Source organism: Sphingomonas sp. DC4900, from assembly GCF_049896485.1.
Taxonomy (GTDB): Bacteria; Pseudomonadota; Alphaproteobacteria; order Sphingomonadales; family Sphingomonadaceae; genus Sphingomonas; species Sphingomonas aquatilis.
This window is the reverse complement of record NZ_JAFCUK010000007.1, coordinates 104,004-121,329: the sequence shown is the minus strand read 5'-3', so window position 1 is coordinate 121,329 and position 17,326 is coordinate 104,004. Positions and strand designations below refer to the sequence as shown.

The 17,326-nt window shown below is 67.7% G+C and carries 14 protein-coding genes; 11 read left to right on the top strand and 3 right to left on the bottom strand.

All coding sequences use genetic code 11. The annotated features are described in order from the left end of the window. The first annotated feature begins 155 nt into the window (after positions 1-155). From lldP to ACP690_RS10145, 7 genes are all read left to right on the top strand, one after another. Positions 156-1,829, top strand: a complete 1,674-nt coding sequence (gene lldP / locus ACP690_RS10175) for an L-lactate permease (protein WP_426261000.1) — start codon at positions 156-158, stop codon at positions 1,827-1,829. Then, positions 1,826-2,593 (top strand): FCD domain-containing protein, encoded by a 768-nt coding sequence (locus ACP690_RS10170; RefSeq protein WP_426261001.1) that lies wholly within the window; start codon positions 1,826-1,828, stop codon positions 2,591-2,593. The genes lldP and ACP690_RS10170 overlap by 4 nt, the downstream gene beginning before the upstream one ends. A gap of 15 nt (positions 2,594-2,608) precedes the next feature. After that, positions 2,609-3,742: an FMN-dependent L-lactate dehydrogenase LldD gene (gene lldD / locus ACP690_RS10165; RefSeq protein ID WP_426261002.1), complete on the top strand. Its 1,134-nt coding sequence runs from the start codon at positions 2,609-2,611 to the stop codon at positions 3,740-3,742. A gap of 51 nt (positions 3,743-3,793) precedes the next feature. Next, positions 3,794-5,257, top strand: a complete 1,464-nt coding sequence (locus ACP690_RS10160) for a porin (RefSeq protein WP_426261003.1) — start codon at positions 3,794-3,796, stop codon at positions 5,255-5,257. A gap of 340 nt (positions 5,258-5,597) precedes the next feature. Then, positions 5,598-6,725, top strand: a complete 1,128-nt coding sequence (locus ACP690_RS10155; protein ID WP_426261004.1) for a metallophosphoesterase — start codon at positions 5,598-5,600, stop codon at positions 6,723-6,725. A gap of 84 nt (positions 6,726-6,809) precedes the next feature. Further along, complete coding sequence (locus tag ACP690_RS10150; protein ID WP_426261005.1) at positions 6,810-9,134, top strand: GH92 family glycosyl hydrolase; 2,325 nt, start codon at positions 6,810-6,812, stop codon at positions 9,132-9,134. Between the two features lie 109 nt (positions 9,135-9,243). Beyond that, positions 9,244-10,224: an aldo/keto reductase gene (locus ACP690_RS10145; RefSeq protein ID WP_426261006.1), complete on the top strand. Its 981-nt coding sequence runs from the start codon at positions 9,244-9,246 to the stop codon at positions 10,222-10,224. An 85-nt stretch (positions 10,225-10,309) separates the two neighbouring features. Here ACP690_RS10145 and ACP690_RS10140 read toward each other — a convergent pair whose 3' ends face one another. Together ACP690_RS10140 and ACP690_RS10135 are read right to left on the bottom strand one after the other, a co-directional pair. Further along, a complete protein-coding gene (locus ACP690_RS10140) occupies positions 10,310-11,140 on the bottom strand; it encodes a 23S rRNA (adenine(2030)-N(6))-methyltransferase RlmJ (protein WP_426261007.1) in 831 nt (276 codons plus the stop codon). A 173-nt stretch (positions 11,141-11,313) separates the two neighbouring features. Then, entirely contained in the window at positions 11,314-11,634 is a 321-nt protein-coding gene (locus tag ACP690_RS10135; RefSeq protein WP_426261008.1) for a hypothetical protein, read from the bottom strand. A gap of 218 nt (positions 11,635-11,852) precedes the next feature. Here ACP690_RS10135 and ACP690_RS10130 point away from each other — a divergent pair, with 218 nt between their 5' ends. Then, positions 11,853-13,463: an ABC-F family ATP-binding cassette domain-containing protein gene (locus tag ACP690_RS10130; RefSeq protein ID WP_426261009.1), complete on the top strand. Its 1,611-nt coding sequence runs from the start codon at positions 11,853-11,855 to the stop codon at positions 13,461-13,463. Positions 13,464-13,627: 164 nt separating this feature from the next. Here ACP690_RS10130 and ACP690_RS10125 read toward each other — a convergent pair whose 3' ends face one another. Then, positions 13,628-14,797, bottom strand: coding sequence for a DUF4139 domain-containing protein (locus ACP690_RS10125; protein WP_426261010.1), 1,170 nt, complete (start codon positions 14,795-14,797; stop codon positions 13,628-13,630). On the opposite strand from ACP690_RS10125, the gene ACP690_RS10120 reads away from it, so the two are divergent. The 3 genes from ACP690_RS10120 to ACP690_RS10110 are packed head-to-tail and all read left to right on the top strand — an operon-like array spanning position 14,787 to position 17,316. Continuing rightward, positions 14,787-15,332 carry a cytochrome P450 gene (locus ACP690_RS10120; protein WP_426261011.1) on the top strand — a complete coding sequence of 182 codons (546 nt, stop codon included), beginning with the start codon at positions 14,787-14,789 and terminating at the stop codon, positions 15,330-15,332. The two genes, ACP690_RS10125 and ACP690_RS10120, sit on opposite strands and share 11 nt — an antisense overlap. A gap of 20 nt (positions 15,333-15,352) precedes the next feature. Next, positions 15,353-16,201: a helix-turn-helix domain-containing protein gene (locus tag ACP690_RS10115; RefSeq protein WP_017977998.1), complete on the top strand. Its 849-nt coding sequence runs from the start codon at positions 15,353-15,355 to the stop codon at positions 16,199-16,201. A gap of 8 nt (positions 16,202-16,209) precedes the next feature. Beyond that, the gene (locus tag ACP690_RS10110) at positions 16,210-17,316 is read left to right on the top strand and encodes an NAD(P)-dependent alcohol dehydrogenase (protein WP_426261012.1); all 1,107 of its coding nucleotides are present in this window, start codon (positions 16,210-16,212) and stop codon (positions 17,314-17,316) included. Positions 17,317-17,326 lie beyond the last annotated feature (10 nt).

The window sequence follows — 17,326 nt, the reverse complement described above, 5'->3', positions numbered from 1 at the left end:
ACGGACCTTGCACGACCGGCAAAGTAGGGCGCATGCAACACTGGTAGGACCAAAAAGCACCAGCTAAACTCCTAGCTGCGTTGACGCGCGCAACAGCTCGGCCGATGAATGACCACAACATCGCATATCTGGTACTACCAGAAGAGAGAGGTGCCGTGGACGTCTGGGCGCAAAATTACGATCCGTTGGGCAATATCTGGCTCTCCAGCCTGGTCGCCGCCGTGCCGATCATCTTCTTCTTTCTGGCGCTGACCGTTTTTCGCCTGAAAGGCTATGTCGCGGGGACGATCACCGTGGCGCTGACGTTGGCGGTCGCCATCGCGCTGTACGGCATGCCGGTGCACAGTGCGCTCGCCGCCGGCGTGTTCGGCTTCTTCTACGGTTTGTGGCCGATCGCCTGGATCATCCTGGGCGCAGTGTTCCTCTACCGTATCGCGGTCGCCACCGGCGCGTTCGACATCATCCGGCAGTCGATCCTGAACGTCACCGAGGATCAGCGTCTGCAGCTGTTGCTGGTCGGCTTTGCGTTCGGTGCCTTTCTGGAAGGCGCGGCGGGGTTCGGTGCGCCGGTCGCGATCACCTCGGCCTTACTGGTCGGCCTCGGCTTTCGGCCGCTCTATGCGGCGGGGCTGTGCCTGATCGCCAACACCGCCCCCGTGGCGTTCGGGGCGATGGGCATTCCGATCGTCGTCGCCGGACAGGTGACCGGCATCGACCCGTTCCTGATCGGGCAGATGGCGGGGCGGCAGTTGCCGTTGCTGTCGGTCCTCGTGCCCTTCTGGCTGATCCTGATCATGGACGGCCCGCGCGGCGTACGCGAGACGTGGCCCGCCATCCTGGTCGCCGGTGGGTCGTTCGCCATCGTCCAGTTCCTGACCGCGCAGTTCATCGGACCGGAGCTGCCCGACATCACCGCCGCGCTCGCGACCTTGATCACGCTGCCCATCTTCCTGCGCTTCTGGCAGCCCAAGCGCATCTTCCGCTTCGACGCGGCGGAGGTCGCCGCCGATGGCGCGGTGCCGGTCGCGCCGGTCACGGCGCAGACCGTCCGCCATTCGCCCGCACAGATCGCCTGGGCCTGGTCGCCCTTCCTGATCCTGACCGTGTTCGTCACGCTGTGGAGCATCGCCCCGGTCAAGGCACTGTTCGCCACCAACGGGCCGCTCGCGCACCTCGTGCTGAAGCTGCACGTGCCGTTCCTCGACAAGCTGGTCGCCAAGGTGCCGCCGATCGTCCCGCAGGTCACGCCCTATGAAGCGGTGTACAAGTTCGACTGGCTGTCGGCGACCGGCACCGCGATCATGCTGGCGGCGATCGTCACCATCGCCTTCCTGCGGATGAAGCCGGCGGATGCGGCCCGAACCTTTATCGACACGTTGAAGAGCCTGCTCATCCCGATCTATTCGATCGGCATGGTCCTCGCCTTCGCGTTCCTCGCCAATTATTCGGGGCTGTCGGCGACGCTCGCGCTGGCCCTGGCGCATACGGGATCGGCCTTCACCTTCTTCTCGCCGTTCCTCGGCTGGCTGGGCGTGTTCCTGACCGGGTCGGATACCTCGGCCAACGCGCTGTTCGCGGCATTGCAGGCCAATACCGCGCACCAGATCGGGGTCAGCGACGTGCTGCTGGTCGCGGTCAACACGACCGGCGGCGTCACCGGCAAGATGATCTCGCCGCAGTCGATCGCCATCGCCTGCGCCGCCGTGGGGTTGGTGGGCAAGGAATCCGACCTGTTCCGCTTCACCGTGCGTCACAGCCTGCCGCTCTGCGCACTGGTCGGGATCATCACCACCGTCCAGGCCTATCTCCTACCATGGATGATCCCATGAGCGGCTCAGCCAGCGTATCCCACCGCGCGGAAACCGCGATCGAGGCGCTGATCGCCCAGCGCAAGTTGCTGCCCGGCGCGCGCCTGCCCTCCGAACGATCGCTGGCCGAGACGCTGGGGGTATCGCGCAACATCCTGCGCGAGGCGATGAACCGGCTGGCGGCGCAGGGACGGATCATCATCCGCCCGCGTGCCGGAGCGATCCTGGCCGAGCCCTCGGCGCAATGGACCGAGCAGATGATCGCCGAACCGCTGGCTCCGCTCGTCGAGGCCAATCCGGGCTATGGCCATGACATCTTCGAGGTGCGGGAGTCGCTGGACGGCACCGCCGCCTATCATGCCGCCCGGCGCGCCGATGCGGTGGACAAGGACCGTATCCGCCGCCGTTTCGATGCGATGGAGAAGCTCCACGGCGCGGGCGACGTCGCGGCGGAGGCGCATGCCGACGCCGCTTTCCACCTCGCCATCGCGCATGCCTCGCGCAACGCGGTGCTGACGCATGTCATGTCCAGCCTGTTCGGGTTGCTGCACACCAGCATCTCGCAGAGCCGCGAAAAGATCTACGCCGTGCCGCGGACGTTCGAGGCGCTGTCGGCGCAGCACCGCGCGATCATGGAACGGATCGTGGCGGGCGACGCGGACGGCGCGCGCGATGCGGCCGACGTCCATCTCGAATTCGTGCGCACTACGGTCCGGCAGGTCGAGGACGACCTGGCCCGCACCGAGCGCGCCACCGCCGCGCGCAGCGCCGAACTCTCGTTATAGATTGGGAACGCCCCGATGATCATCTCCGCCCCCACCGACTATCGCGAAGCCGCGCGCCGGCGCCTGCCGCCGTTCCTGTTCCACTATATCGACGGCGGCGCCTATGCCGAACATACGCTGCGCCACAATGTGTCGGACCTGTCCGACATCGCGCTGCGCCAGCGGGTGTTGCGCGACGTCGCCGATATCGACCTCGGCACGACGCTGTTCGGCCGGTCGGTCGGCATGCCGGTCGTCCTCGCCCCCGTCGGCCTCACCGGCATGTACGCACGGCGCGGCGAAGTGCAGGCGGCACGCGCCGCCGCAAGCAAGCAGGTGCCCTTCACCCTGTCGACCGTATCGGTCTGCGCCATCGACGAGGTGCAGCGCCAGTCGCCCGCGCCGATCTGGTTCCAGCTCTATGTGCTGAAGGATCGCGGCTTCATGCGCGACGCGCTGGAGCGGGCGCAGGCCGCCGGGGTGGAGACTTTGGTCTTCACCGTCGACATGCCCGTTCCCGGCGCGCGCTACCGCGATGCGCATTCGGGCATGTCGGGACCGGGGGCCGCATGGCGGCGGATGCTGCAGGCGGTCACGCACCCGCGCTGGGCCTGGGACGTCGGCATCCATGGCCGACCGCACGATCTGGGCAATATCTCGGCCTATCGCGGCGCGGCCACCGGCCTTGAAGATTATATCGGCTGGCTCGGCGCCAATTTCGATCCGGGGATCGGCTGGCGCGACCTGCAATGGATCCGCGACGTCTGGAAGGGATCGATCGTCATCAAGGGCATCCTCGATGTCGAGGATGCGCGCGAGGCGGTGCGTTTCGGTGCCCAGGGTATCGTCGTGTCGAACCATGGCGGGCGGCAGCTCGACGGCGTACTGTCATCGGCGCGCGCCTTGCCCACCATCGCCGACGCCGTGAAAGGACAGCTGACGATCCTCGCCGATTCCGGCGTGCGATCGGGACTGGACGTCGTGCGGATGCTCGCACTGGGTGCGGACGCGGCCATGCTCGGCCGCGCCTTCATCTACGCGCTCGCCGCCGATGGCCAGGCGGGGGTCGCCAACCTGCTCGACCTGTTCGACCGCGAGATGCGGGTGGCGATGGCGCTGACCGGCGTGCGGACGATCGCGGACATCGACTCCACCATCATCGCGGGCTGACGCCGACCGGGCCGGCGGCACGCGCCGGGCCTCTCGATAAGGGGATATCAAATGCCGCATCTTCGGCAGCGGACGAAGTGCGCCTTATTGCTGTGCGGTGTGGCCATGATCGCCGCGACACCCGCCGCTGCGCAGTCCGCCGAGGACTATCAGGCGCTGCGCAGCAAAGTGGCACAGCTGCAGCAACAGCTCGACGCGCTGCAACGCGCGCTCGATGCGACGCACCCGCCCGCGCAGCCCGTGCCGGTCGTCACCGCCACGCCCGCCCAGACAGCACCCGCCCCGATTGCGCGCCCCCCGATTGCGCGCGCAGCCGCGCCAGACCCCCTGCCCCGCCCGGTGGGCACCCCGTCGATCACCGCGCAAGGCGGCACGGCGTCGCTGCCGTCGGGCTATGGCTTCCGCATCGGCGATACCAGCTTCCGGATCGCGGGCTTTATCAAGGGCGATCTGATCGTCAGCCGCTACGGCAACGGCGATACCGCGACCAACCCGCTGGGGCGCGAACTGTCGCTGCCGCAATCAATCCCCGTCGGCGGGCGGCGATCGGGTATCCTCACCGATGCCTCCGCCAAGCAATCGCGTATCGCGTTTCAGACCGCGACACCGGTCGGCACCCAGTCGCTGACCACGCTGATCGAGGCGGATTTCCAGGTCGCGCCCGCGGTGGCCGGCGGAGAGCGCGCGCTCAATCCCTATACCTTCGGGCTGCGTCGCGCGGTCGCTGGCTATGGCGGATTCGCGGTCGGACAGGATTGGAGCAACTTCCAATATGTCGCGGCCCTGCCCGAAACCGCCGATTTCGTCGGCGTCACCGACGGCACCGTGCTCGTCCGCCAGATGCTGCTGCGCTACAGCCGTCCGATCGGCAACGGATGGACCGTGTCCGCCTCGATCGAGAACCCCGAAACCGTGTCCGCGATGGCCGGCGCGACCGCGCTGTCGGACAATGACGATGACAGCATCCCCGATGTGACCGGGCAGTTGCTCTGGGCTTCGAAGGGGGCCAGCCTGTCGCTGACCGGGCTGTTCCGATCGATGCGCGTTGATCCCGCCAACGGCCGGCCGGCGGCAACGGCGCAAGGCTATGGCGTCTCGCTCGCGGGCATTGCGCCGCTGCCCACGGGCAAGGGCGACGATATCCGCTTCATGATGACTGGCGGCCGTGGCCTCGGCCGCTATGTCGGCGCGAACATCGCCGCCGATGCGATCTATCAGGCGGCGGACGACCGATTGGTGGCCGTGCCGCTGGTCGCGGGATTTGCCGCGATCCGCCATGTCTGGACCGGCACGCTGCGCAGCACCTGGATGGGGTCGTTCCAGCGCATCTGGAACCCGGCGTCCGCCTCGCCCCTGTCGACGCGGCAGGTATGGGACACGGCGATCAACCTGTTCGTCTCGCCGTTGCCGCGCCTCGATCTGGGCGTCGAAGCGCGCCTGTCGCACCGGGAACTCGCCAATGGATCGGCGGGCACGCTCGACCGTCTGCATGTCACGGTCAAACAGGGCTTTTAGGACCGATCGACATTCATTGACGCCAAGATACGAAGAGGTGTCGCGTTTGCCGCGCGAGCGGCCTGTCTATCTCGGTCGAGGTCAAGGCGAAGCGTTGCCACGCGCGTCACATCTCTGCGTCCTCCGCGCCTGCGCGCGAACAAAACCCTTTTGTCTTCATGCCTTTCCGCTCGTCGAAAAACCCATCACGACGGTGAATGTCGATACGGCCTAGTTCGCCCCCTCTGCCCTCGCGTCCAATTTAGGGAAAAGCCACAGCCACGCCGTCTTGGGCGGACTTGGGGATGGACACAGCGGCCCCGTGCCTCGTTTACAGCGGGCATCGCATGCAAACGCCGGAGTGCCTCCCATCTTCAACCTCGTCTTTGCCATACCGGCGCTGATCGTCATCGCGCGCTGGCTGTGGCCCCTGCCGTTACCGCTCTGGGCCAAGATAGCCGTCGGCGTCGTGATGCTGGCGGCGTCGCAATTTCACCTGTGGAGCCGGTTGTCGTCGGGATCGGTCTTCGCCCCCGAATTTCCGCGACCCATCGTCATCCTGTTCAACTGGGCATTCGGGGCCCTTGTGCTGCTCGCCGTCTTCCAATTGGTCCTCGACCTCGGCGCACTGCTGACGATGCTCGTGCGGCAGGCGGCGATCCGCGAGCCGGACGCGCTGCGCTACGCCGTCGGAGGTCTCGCCGCGGTCCTCGCCGGGATCGGTGTCGCCAACGCGCTGCGCGTTCCGCCGATCAAGGACGTGACGGTGGCGATCCGCGACCTGCCGCCATCCTTCGACGGCTATCGCGTCGTCCAGCTGACCGATCTGCACATCAGCCGTCTCTTCACGCCGCGCTGGGCGCAGGCGGTCGTCGATCGCACCAATGCGTCGGGCGCCGACCTGATCGTTGTCACCGGCGACTTCATCGACGGATCGGTGGCCATGCGACGCGACGACGTGGCACCGCTCCAGCGGCTACGCGCGCCGGACGGCGTCTATGCCATTCCAGGCAATCACGAATATTTCTTCGATTACGGCGCATGGATGCGGCACCTGTCGGGTCTTGGGTTCCGCATGCTGACCAACGCCCACACGGTCATCGCACGCGGCGGGGAGCGGCTGGTCGTCGCCGGCGTCACCGACCTGTCGGCACCGAGCGTCGGAGAGGCCGGGCCGGATCTCACCCTCGCGCTGCGGGGCGCCCCCGCCGGTGCGCCGATCATCCTGCTCGACCATCAGCCCCGCAAGGCGCGCGACGCCGCTGCGCGCGGAGTCGCGCTGCAACTGTCCGGGCATACGCACGGCGGCATGATCCGCGGGCTCGACCGGCTCGTCGCGCGCGGCAATGCCGGCTTCGTGTCGGGACGTTATGCGGTCGGCGGGATGACGCTCTACGTCAGCAACGGCACCGGCCTGTGGCCGGGCTTCGCGCTGCGGCTGGGCGTGCCGTCAGAGATCACGCGCTTCACCTTGCGCCCCATGGCATAGGATCGCCGCCCAAGCCGTTGAAACAACGGGGCATCATCGACAAACGGCCTTCCCCTGATGCCGGGGGAATGCTCTAACCGTCTGATGACCACCCTTCGCTTCCGTACGCTTCTGGCGCTGCTGACCGGGTTCTCGGCGACGCCGCTCCTCGCCCAATCGACGTACGATCAGGTCGATCCGATGATCGGCACCGGCGGCGAAGGCCATACCTTTCCCGGTGCGGTCGCGCCGTTCGGCATGGTGCAATTCTCGCCCGACACGGACACCACCTGCGTTTTGCGCGCGTGCTACAGCCATGCTGCCGGCTATCGATACGAGGACCCGACGATCCAGGGCTTTTCGCTGACGCACTTTTCGGGCGCCGGGCATTCGGATCTCGGCGATGTGCTGATGACGCCCGTGGCAGGCGACACCGTTCCGTTCGAGCCGGGCGACGCCGGCAAGCCCGGGACGGGCTATCGATCGCGCTACGACCATGCGACGGAGGTCGCGCGGCCGGGCTATTATGCGGTCGCCCTGAAGGACCGTGGCGTCCGCGCCGAACTCACCGCAGGGACGCGGATCGGCGTCGCCCGCTATCGTCCCACCGCCGGGGCGCAGCCGATGCATCTGCTGCTCGACCTGCGCAGCTCGCTCTACAATTATCCCGGCAAGGTCCTGTGGTCGTCGATCCGGCTGCGCCCCGACGGCATCGTCACCGGCTGCCGGCAGACGCGCGGCTGGGCGCCGGATCGCAACTTGTGCTTCGCCATCCGCTTTTCGGTGCCGCTGACGGGGCACGCCTTCGTGTCGACCGAGACCGATGTCGCGTACAAGGGCTTCCAAGGTCCCGGGCGCGGCAGCGACGCGGTGGCCGAACGCGCCGGGCGGGCGCTCGTCGCCCGGTTCGATTTCGGCACCACCGATCGCCCGATCGAGGTCACCAGCGCCATTTCCTCGGTCGACGAAGCGGGCGCGGTCGCCAACCTGCTGAGCGAAACCGGCGATTTCGACGCGATCGCCGCCCGGACCGCGACCGCATGGCACGCCGCACTCGACGTGCTGCGGATCGACGCGCCCGCGCCCATGCAGCGATCGGTCGCGACCGCGCTGTATCACAGCCTCCTCGCCCCGTCCGTCGCCGGCGACGTCGACGGCCGCTATCGCGGGCCGGACAATCAGGTGCATCGCGCGGACGGCTATACGTTCCGATCGACCTTCTCGCTCTGGGATACGTTCCGCGCCGAACATCCCTTGCTGACGCTGGTGCAGCCGGCCGCCACGACGCGCGACATCGTCCGCTCGCTCATCGCCAGCCGCGAACACAGTCCCGACGGCATCCTGCCCGTCTGGCAGTTCCAGGGGCGCGAGACGTGGACGATGATCGGCTATCATGCCGCCCCGGTGATCGCCGACGCCTATCTGAAGGGCATCCGGGGGTTCGACGCGGATGCCGCGCTGGCGGCGATGGTCGCCAGCGCCACCTATGCACCTTATGCCGGTCTCGGCGAGTATATGGCGCGCGGCTACGTGCCGATTGATCGCGAACCCGAAGCGGCATCGAAGACGGTTGAATATGCCTATGACGACTGGACCATCGCCCGCCTGGCGCGCGCGATGGGGCGTACCGACGTCGCCGCAACCTTCGCAAAGCGCTCGGAAAATTGGCGCAACAGCTTCGATGCGAAGACCGGCTTCATCCGCGCGCGCAAAACCGACGGGACGTTCCGCGTGCCGTTCGATCCGACCGCGATCAATTACGGATCCGATTATACGGAGGGCAACGCCTGGCAATACAGCTGGTTCGTGCCGCAGGACCAAGCCGCGCTCGTCCGCGCGCTAGGCGGCGACGCGGCGACCGTCGCAAAGCTGGATGCGATGTTCGACTTCGACACGTCCAAGCTCGACTACAGCCATGCCGAGGACATCGCCGGTCTGATCGGCCAGTACATCCACGGCAACGAACCCAGCCACCATGTCGCCTATCTGTACAATTATGCCGGTGCACCCTGGCGCACGCAGGCGCGGCTGACGCAGATCGTCGGCAGCCAGTATCGCGCGACGCCCGATGGCCTGTCCGGCAACGACGATCTGGGCCAGATGTCGGCGTGGCTGGTCTTCACCGCCTTGGGCTTCTACCCCGTGACGCCCGCCAGCCTCGAATATGTCATCGGCCGCCCGTTCGTGAACCGGGCGGCGCTGACGCTGCCCAACGGCCGGACGCTGACCGTCATCGCGGACAGTCTCGACGACCGACACCCCTATGTCGGCAAGGTCACGCTGAACGGAGCGCCCGTCACCCGCGCCTATGTACGCCACGATGAGATCATGGCGGGCGGCGAACTGCGCTTCGTCATGCAGGCAGCGCCGAATACCACATGGGCCACACGCCCCGCAGAGCGGCCTTACTCCAGCAGCAGCACGCGCTGATCCACAGGCCGCCACGCCCCTCGCAGACCGGCCTGCGGCAACGACGATCGGCAGCGCCACAATCGCCGCCCGTGCGTTGATGCGGCAAACCGAACAAGCGAGACGACCCATGGACTATATCAAGCTCGGCAACACCGGCCTCGACGTATCGCGCCTGTGCCTCGGCTGCATGACCTACGGCATTCCCGATCGCGGCAATCACGCCTGGACGCTGGACGAAGAGACGAGCCGGCCGCTCCTGCGCCAGGCGGTGGAGGCCGGGATCAACTTCTTCGACACGGCAAACGTCTATTCGGACGGCACATCGGAGGAGATCGTCGGCCGGGCGCTGAGGGACTTCACCCGCCGCGACGACGTGGTGATCGCGACCAAGGTCCATGGCCGCATGCGTCCCGGCCCGAACGGCGCCGGCCTCAGCCGCAAGGCGATCATGACAGAGATCGATGCCAGCCTCACCCGGCTCGGCACCGATTATGTCGACCTCTACCAGATCCACCGCTTCGACCATGACGTGCCGATCGAGGAAAGGCTGGAGGCGCTGCACGACGTGGTGAAGGCGGGCAAGGCGCGCTACATCGGTGCCTCGTCAATGGCCGCCTGGCAGTTTGCGACGATGCTCCACGTGGCCGAGGCGAACGGCTGGACGCGGTTCTCGACCATGCAGGATTACGTCAACCTGCTCTACCGCGAAGAAGAGCGCGAGATGCTGCCGCTATGCGCGGCAGAGGGGATAGGCGTAATTCCATGGAGCCCGCTCGCCCGCGGTCGGCTGACGCGCGACTGGAACGAGACCACCGCCCGATCGGACACCGACGAATTCGGCCGCACGCTGTATGCCGCGACGCAGGAAGCGGACCGCAAGGTGGTCGAAGCCGTCGCCGCCGTCGCCGCCGAGCGCGGCGTGCCCCGCGCGCAGGTCGCGCTCGCCTGGGTGCTCGCCAAGCCCGAGGTGTCGGCACCCATTATCGGCGCCTCCAAACCGGCACACCTCGACGATGCCATCGCGGCGCTCGACCTCGAACTTTCGGACGACGAGATCGCCCGGCTGGAGGCACCGTACGTGCCGCATGCGGTGGTCGGCTTCTCATGACCGCGCATCCGGGCGGATCAACCGGCGTCTATTGAACTCGGTCGTTCAGCGCGGCCCTACCGTCGCCGAGCAGCCGGCGCGGTAATCAGCCGCGCAGCCAGTTGGCCGTGATCTCGCCGCTATGCCCCTCCGGTGCCAGCACGGCGCGCAGCGCCTCCAGCAGGGGCGGCAGCGCCTGAGTGAAGGCATAGGGCGGATTGACGATGAACAGGCCGGCGCCGTTATAGATGCCGGGCTGATCCTCGTCGTACAGCCAATGCTCCACCGTCAGGAATTTCGGAATGGCGAGCCTGTGCAGCTGTTCCTTCCACCGCGAATGCGTGGCGCGGTCTTTCAGCGGATACCAGATCACGGTCACGCCATGCGCCCATTTGCGGTGCGCGGCGGCAAGGGTGGTGACGATCCGGTCGCGTTCGTCGGTCTGCTCATAGGGTGGGTCGACCACCACCACGCCGCGTGCGGTGCGGGGCGGCACCATCGCCAGCCAGAATTCGTAGGCGTCGCGCTCGTGCACCGCCGCGGGCGTATCGCGCATCGCCCGGCGTAGCGTGCGGACATCCTCGGGATGTTTCTCGTTCAGGATCAGGACGTCCTGCGGGCGCAGCAACTGCGCCAGAAAGCGGGGGGACCCGGGATATAGGTTTGGCTCGGCTGCGACATTCACCGCCTGTACGGCGGCACGATAGTCGTCCAGCAATGGGGTCTGGTCGGCGAAGGCCCGCATCACGCCGTGCGCGGATTCGCCGGTGCGCTGGGCATCCTCGCCGAACAGGTCGTACAGCCCGCAGCCGGCATGGGTGTCGATCAAGGTCAGCGGGGTCTGTTTCTGCTGCAAGGCCTGGACCAGCGCGATCAGCAGGCTGTGCTTGACCACGTCGGCGCTGTTGCCCGCATGGAAGGAATGGCGATAATTCACGGCGACGCTAGTTCCTGACGATCCAACCCATACGCGCCGCGACAGGTGGCGCCGCGCAAGGCAGCCGCTGTAACCCATCGGGCACGAATGGAAAGCGATCGGACCGGCCGCGGGCTGCGGCCGGCTTTCGCGGTCAGGCAGGATCGCGGTCGTGTGCTGCCCGCATCGACCGCTCAATTGCCTTCGGCATCGACCGAAAACACCACCGGCTTGCCCCGCGACGTCGGCTCCCACCCCGCCGACAGAGCGGCGCGCACGCATCGCGAGATCGTCGCGCCATCCAGTTGCAGACGACCGCGCGGCAAGCCCTTCAACAGCCGCTTGGGCGGCGGAAATTCCACCCAGGCTTCGCGCTTGGCATCGCGTTGCAGCAGCGCGATCGTCATGCCCTTCCACCCTTCGTCGTCCGACTGATGCGGTTCACGTTGCAGGTGCCATTCATAGGTGGCGCCATCGACCAGGACGACGCCGTCGGTGCTATGCGATTTGGACATGCCGGCGGCTCTAGCATGCAATCCCGGTCAGGGCACGACTGCCATGGGGCGGGGAATATGCGCCGTGGCTGTTGGCGACGCCCGCGATCCTTGTCTGACCCCGGGTGACGCAGGCGTCGCCATCGACTATATCGGGGACGAGACCGAAGGAGCCACGACCATGAACGACCGGAAGATCAGCGCCACCCGCCCTGCCCTTTCCGTCCGCCACGGTGTCTATGTCGAGCTTTCTCACCCTCTCCAATCTCTCCGCCGCCACGCCTGACGGCCGATCGCTTTTCGATGACCTGACTCTGTCGGTCGGTGCGGAGCGCATCGGCCTGGTCGGGCGCAACGGATCGGGCAAGTCGACGCTGCTGCACATCGTCGCAGGCGAAGCGTTCCCCGTGTCCGGCACAATCCACCGCGCGGGCACGGTCGACCGGCTTGCCCAGCTTTGGCATGACGGGGACAGCGTCGCCGAGGCGCTCGGCGTCCACGAACCGCTGTCGATCCTGACACGGATCGAAGCCGGGGATGGCACCGCAGCGGACTTCGACGCCGCCGACTGGACGCTGCCGGCCACGATCGACGCCGCACTCGCCGATGTCGGCCTGGACGGCATTGATCTTGAGCGCCCGATGGGGAGCCTGTCCGGCGGCGAGCGGACGCGGGTCGGCATGGCCCGGCTGGCGATCGCCAAGCCGGACGTGTTGCTGCTCGACGAACCAACCAACAATCTCGACGCCGAAGGTCGGGACGCCATCGAACGCTGGATCGCGGGCTGGCGCGGCGGCCTGTTGGTTGCCAGCCATGATCGCGCGCTGCTCAAAACCATGGACCGGATCGTGGAACTCAGCCCGATCGGCAATCGCATCGTCGGCGGCGGCTGGTCGACGTTCGCCGCCACGCGCGATGCCGAACGCGCGCTCGCTGAAGCCGAACAGACCCGCACCGATGCCGCCCTTCGCACCACCCGCCTGGCCGCCCAATCCGCGCGCGAGGCCAAGGACCGGCGCGACAAGGCCGGGCGCAGCTTCGCCGCCAAGGGGTCGGAGCCGAAAATCCTGCTCGGCCGCCAAGCCGAGCGCGCCGAGAACAGCGGCGGGCACGGCCGCCGCCTCGCCGAACGGCAGATCGAGGAAGCCGTGCAAGCCCGCGCGTCCGCCCAGGCACGGGTCGAGGTGCTGACGCCGCTCACCATCGACCTCCCCGCCACCGGCCTCCCGGCGCAGGCCGAGATACTCTCGATCGAGCACGCGACCGTCGCTTATGGCGATCGACGTTTCGGCCCCTGGTCGCTGACGATCCGCGGACCGGAACGCGTCGCGCTGACCGGCCGCAACGGCGCCGGCAAATCGACCCTGCTCGGCCTCGCCAAGGGAGACCTTGCCCCGGCCAGCGGTACGGTTCGCCGACGCGCCGATCGGATTGCCATGCTCGACCAGCATGTCGGCCTGCTCGACGCCGCCGACACGATCGTCGGCAACCTGCGCCGCCTCCACCCCACGCTGGGCGAAGAGGCAGTCCATGCCGCCTGCGCACGCTTCGCCTTCCGTAACCGTGATGCCCAGCGGGTCGTCGGCACGCTGTCGGGCGGAGAACGGCTGCGCGCGGGATTGGCCGCCGCGCTCTCCGGACCGCAGCCGCCCTGGCTGCTGATCCTCGACGAACCGACCAATCATCTCGACATCGAATCGATCGAGGTTCTGGAACGCGCGCTGCAAGGGTTCGACGGGGCGCTGATCGTGGTCAGCCACGACGCTCGCTTCCTGAACGCGATCGGCATTCAACGGTCTATGGCCGTCACCAGCATCACGACGGATACGGCCGCGCCCGAGCTCGATTAGGCTGGCGCAAGGCAACCGGCGCGCGGACAGATGTTCCCCGACATACCCAACGAGGTCTATAGTGCGCAGGCGAGTCCGGCGCCGATCGTCTCCGCCGTGGCCGCATCGTCCTCCGCCAGAAGGATCTCGACAGGCCGAGATGCCCCGTCGCCCGCGTCCCGCGGCTAGCGCTGGCAGCGGTCCCAGCAATAGCGGTAGCGCAACTCGGCAGTGCCGCCCGGCGGGACGACCACCGCCCACGTGTGGACGCCGTCGATGATCGGCAGCGTCGCGTCGATCGCCTCGATCCGCTGGCCGGCAGTGCCGATCGGCACGTCGACCGACGCGGGGGCGGCACCGGCATTGGTCAAGACTACGCGCATGATGTCGGCAGAGATACGCTCCTGCATGACCGTCACCTGCGGGCTGATGCCTGCGGCAATGCGAAACGACTCCCCCTCCGCACGGTCCGTCAACGCACCCTGACCGAGCAGCAGCCGCTCGCCGTTGCGCGTGGCATAAACCGCGGTGCTGCCCGCCGGCAGCGGCACGCCAAGGCCGGCGTCACGGCGATTGCGCAGGGCGAGCACGATGCGGGTCGGCGCGCTCGCGACGGGTTGTCCGGGGTAGAGTCGGGCGCGATACCGCCGATCGAAGGGAACGCCGGCGCGGGACAAGAGCGAGACCTGCTTCTGCGCGCGCGGCGCGACGGTGACGCGCATCGGCACGCGGTAGAGCTTGAGGTCGCCGAGGTTCTCCGGTGCCGGCGGTGCCGGTGCCGGCTCCGGTGCCGGCGGCGGCGGCGGCGGAGGCGGCGCTGCCATTCGGAAACCGGTGACGACGATGTCGTCGGCCTTTTCGAACGTCTCCTCAGGCAGATCGGACGTCGTCGTGCCGAGCGGATAGCAGGACAGCGACAGCGCCGCGACGGCCCGTTCGAGCCCCGGCGTCCAGACGCGGTTGACCCGGCCCGCGACCGCACTGAGCTGCGCGTCGGGGAAGCGCTCGGGATTGGCGTTGGCGAGCGTCAGCCAGGCGAACAGGTCGAGCGTACGGCCGTCGGGCGCGACGGTGGCGACATAGCTCGAACGCCAGTCGAAGCCGCTGGCGAGGTAGCTCAGCTTTACGGTGACGGTGCGCGCCACCGGACTGACCGTCACAACGCTGAGCACGGGCTTCGCCGACAGTCCGCCGGGCACGCCGGCGAAGCTCAGCCGTTCGGGCAAGCCCGAACAGCGCAGCGCCTCGATCCCGGCGCGCGTCTTCAGCACGACGCCTCTCGCAGGACCGGCGACGATCGTCGCCTGTTCGGAAACACGGCGGCCTGTGCCACGATCCGTGCGCGTGAGCGTCACGGTGCGGCCAAGCGTCCCGTCGAACAATCTGATCCTGGTGCTGGTCGGCGGCAACGAAACGACACGCAACTCGCTCAGCCACAGCGTCGCCGCCTTTTCGGCCAACCCGGACCAGTGGGATGCGATCCGCGCCGACCGCGATGTGCTGAAGACCGCCGCGCCGGAGATGGTCCGCTATGCCAGCCCCGTCATGCACATGCGCCGGACCGCGATGGAGGACACCATCGTCGGCGGTCAGGCCATCGCGAAGGGCGACAAGGTCGTGCTGTGGTACATCTCCGCCAATCGCGACGAAAGCGCCTTCCCCGACGCCGATCGCTTCGACGTTCGTCGCAAGGGCGCGCAGCATGTCGGCTTCGGGGCCGGCCAGCATGTCTGCGTCGGATCGCGCCTCGCCGAAATGCAGCTGCGCATCGCGTTCGACACGCTCGCCGATCGTGTTACATCGTTCGACGTGCAAGCGCCGCCGCGTCGGTTCCGGTCGAACTTCATCAACGGCCTGAAGAACCTCGACGTCGTTCTGCGGGCTGCGTGATGGAGAGGGACGCGACGGGCATGCCCAGCAACGAAACGATCATCGCCAAGACACTGGGCCGCGCGCCCGATCGCAGCGTCAACATCGGCGCTTGGCAATTCGCCCGCTGGCGGCAGTTCATCGGCAGCTATGAACTGCCGGCGCTGGTCGATCCCGTCTTCGTCGTCCATGTCGGCGGCAAGCCCGATACCCGCCTGTGGGAAGCGGATCAGTGGAGCAAGTCGCGCTCGATTCCCGGCTGCGCGACGATCGTTCCCGCGGGGGTCAGCACGGGCTGGCGGATCGACGGCGAACTCGACGTCGTCACCGTCTCGGTGCCGGTCGACGAGCTGCAACGGCAGAGCGCGGTCGATCAGTTTCGCGCGATGCGCTTCGCCTTCGCCGACCCGCTCGGCATCGCGCTGACGCGGCAGATTCTGGGCGAATTATACGCCGCGCAGACCGAGGAACGCGCGAATTACATCGATACGCTGCTCGGCGCACTGCGCGCGCACACGCTGCGCGGCACCACGCCGGTCGCCGACGCCGCCTTCCCCAGCACCGATTTCTCCGCCTATCGCATTCACCAGATCATGAACGACATTCTCGCCCATCCCGAAGGCGACCATACGCTGGAGGCGCTGGCGCAGCGGGCGGGCCTGACGCCGTCGCATTTCTGCCGCGTGTTCAAGAAATCGACCGGCACGACGCCGCATCAATATGTGATGAAGGCGCGTCTCGATCGCGCACAGGAATTGCTCGGCGCGTCCGATATGTCGATCGCCGCCATCGCCGACCGGCTGGGCTTCACCAGCCAGAGTCATTTCACCCGAGCCTTCCGCCAATATGCCGGCCAGACGCCCAGCGGCTGGCGCCATACCATCCAGTAGGGACACTCATGCAGACCATCGCCGCGGTTGCCCGCACACCCAAGGGCGCATTCTCGATCGAGGAGGTCACGGTCGAAGCACCGCGCGCCGGCGAGGTCCGCGTCAAGATCGCCGGGGTCGGCCTGTGCCACACCGATCTCGTCTTCCGCGACCAGTTCGCCCCCTACCCGCTGCCGGCCGTGCTTGGCCATGAGGGTGCAGGCGTGATCGAAGAGGTCGGCGAGGGTGTCGAGGGGCTGGCGGTCGGCGACCGTGTCGTCCTCGGCTTTTCCAGCTGCGGCCATTGCGCGCGCTGCCAGGAGCATCTGCCCAGCTATTGCCGCGATTTTCCGCCGCTGAACTATGCCGGCATGCGGCTGGAGGACGGGTCGACCGCCTATTCCGCCAACGGCGAGTCGATCGCCTCGCACTTCTTCGGCCAGTCGAGCTTCGCCGCCCAGGCGATCGTCCGCGCGGGCAATGTCGTGAAGGTCGAGGACGCGGACGCACCGCTCGAAATCCTTGGGCCCCTCGGCTGCGGATTCCAGACCGGCGCCGGCGGGGTGATGCGCTCGATGGCCTGTCCGGCGGGCAGCTCGATCGCGATCGTCGGCGGCGGGCCCGTCGGCCTCGCTGCGGTGATGGGCGCGAAAATCCAGGGCTGCACGACGATCGCGCTGGTCGAACCCGTCGCGGCACGCCGTCAGATCGCGCTGGACCTCGGCGCGACCCACGTCATCGATCCCAAGGCCGGTCCCGTCACCGAAGCGTTGCGCGGCATCATCGCCGATGGCTTCGACTTCGCCTTCGACACCAGCGGCCGGGTCGAGGCGATCGAGGCGGCGCTCGGCGCGCTCGCCTCCCGCGGCATGATCGGGCTGGTCGGCGTTCCCCCGAAGGCGGAGGATGCCGTCGCGATCAACATCGCCGCGATGATTACCTTCGGCCAGCGCGTCGTCGGGATCATGGAGGGCGACAGCGATCCGCAGACCTTCATTCCGCAGCTGATCGCGGCGCATCGCGACGGTCGCTTCCCGTTCGACCGGCTGGTTCAGACCTTCCCGCTCGCCCAGATCAACGACGCCATCGCGGCGCAGGCGCGTGGCGAGTGCATCAAGGTCGTGCTCATCCCCTGACCCTGCTATC

What these genes read in the sequence shown, in the direction of transcription:
- ACP690_RS10170 (WP_426261001.1), top strand. Translation starts at nt 1,826, where the DNA reads ATGAGCGGCTCAGCCAGCGTATCCCACCGCGCGGAAACCGCGATCGAG.
- lldD (WP_426261002.1), top strand. Translation starts at nt 2,609, where the DNA reads ATGATCATCTCCGCCCCCACCGACTATCGCGAAGCCGCGCGCCGGCGC.
- ACP690_RS10160 (WP_426261003.1), top strand. Translation starts at nt 3,794, where the DNA reads ATGCCGCATCTTCGGCAGCGGACGAAGTGCGCCTTATTGCTGTGCGGT.
- ACP690_RS10150 (WP_426261005.1), top strand. Translation starts at nt 6,810, where the DNA reads ATGACCACCCTTCGCTTCCGTACGCTTCTGGCGCTGCTGACCGGGTTC.
- ACP690_RS10145 (WP_426261006.1), top strand. Translation starts at nt 9,244, where the DNA reads ATGGACTATATCAAGCTCGGCAACACCGGCCTCGACGTATCGCGCCTG.
- ACP690_RS10135 (WP_426261008.1), bottom strand. Translation starts at nt 11,634, where the DNA reads ATGTCCAAATCGCATAGCACCGACGGCGTCGTCCTGGTCGATGGCGCC.
- ACP690_RS10130 (WP_426261009.1), top strand. Translation starts at nt 11,853, where the DNA reads ATGTCGAGCTTTCTCACCCTCTCCAATCTCTCCGCCGCCACGCCTGAC.
- ACP690_RS10115 (WP_017977998.1), top strand. Translation starts at nt 15,353, where the DNA reads ATGCCCAGCAACGAAACGATCATCGCCAAGACACTGGGCCGCGCGCCC.
- ACP690_RS10110 (WP_426261012.1), top strand. Translation starts at nt 16,210, where the DNA reads ATGCAGACCATCGCCGCGGTTGCCCGCACACCCAAGGGCGCATTCTCG.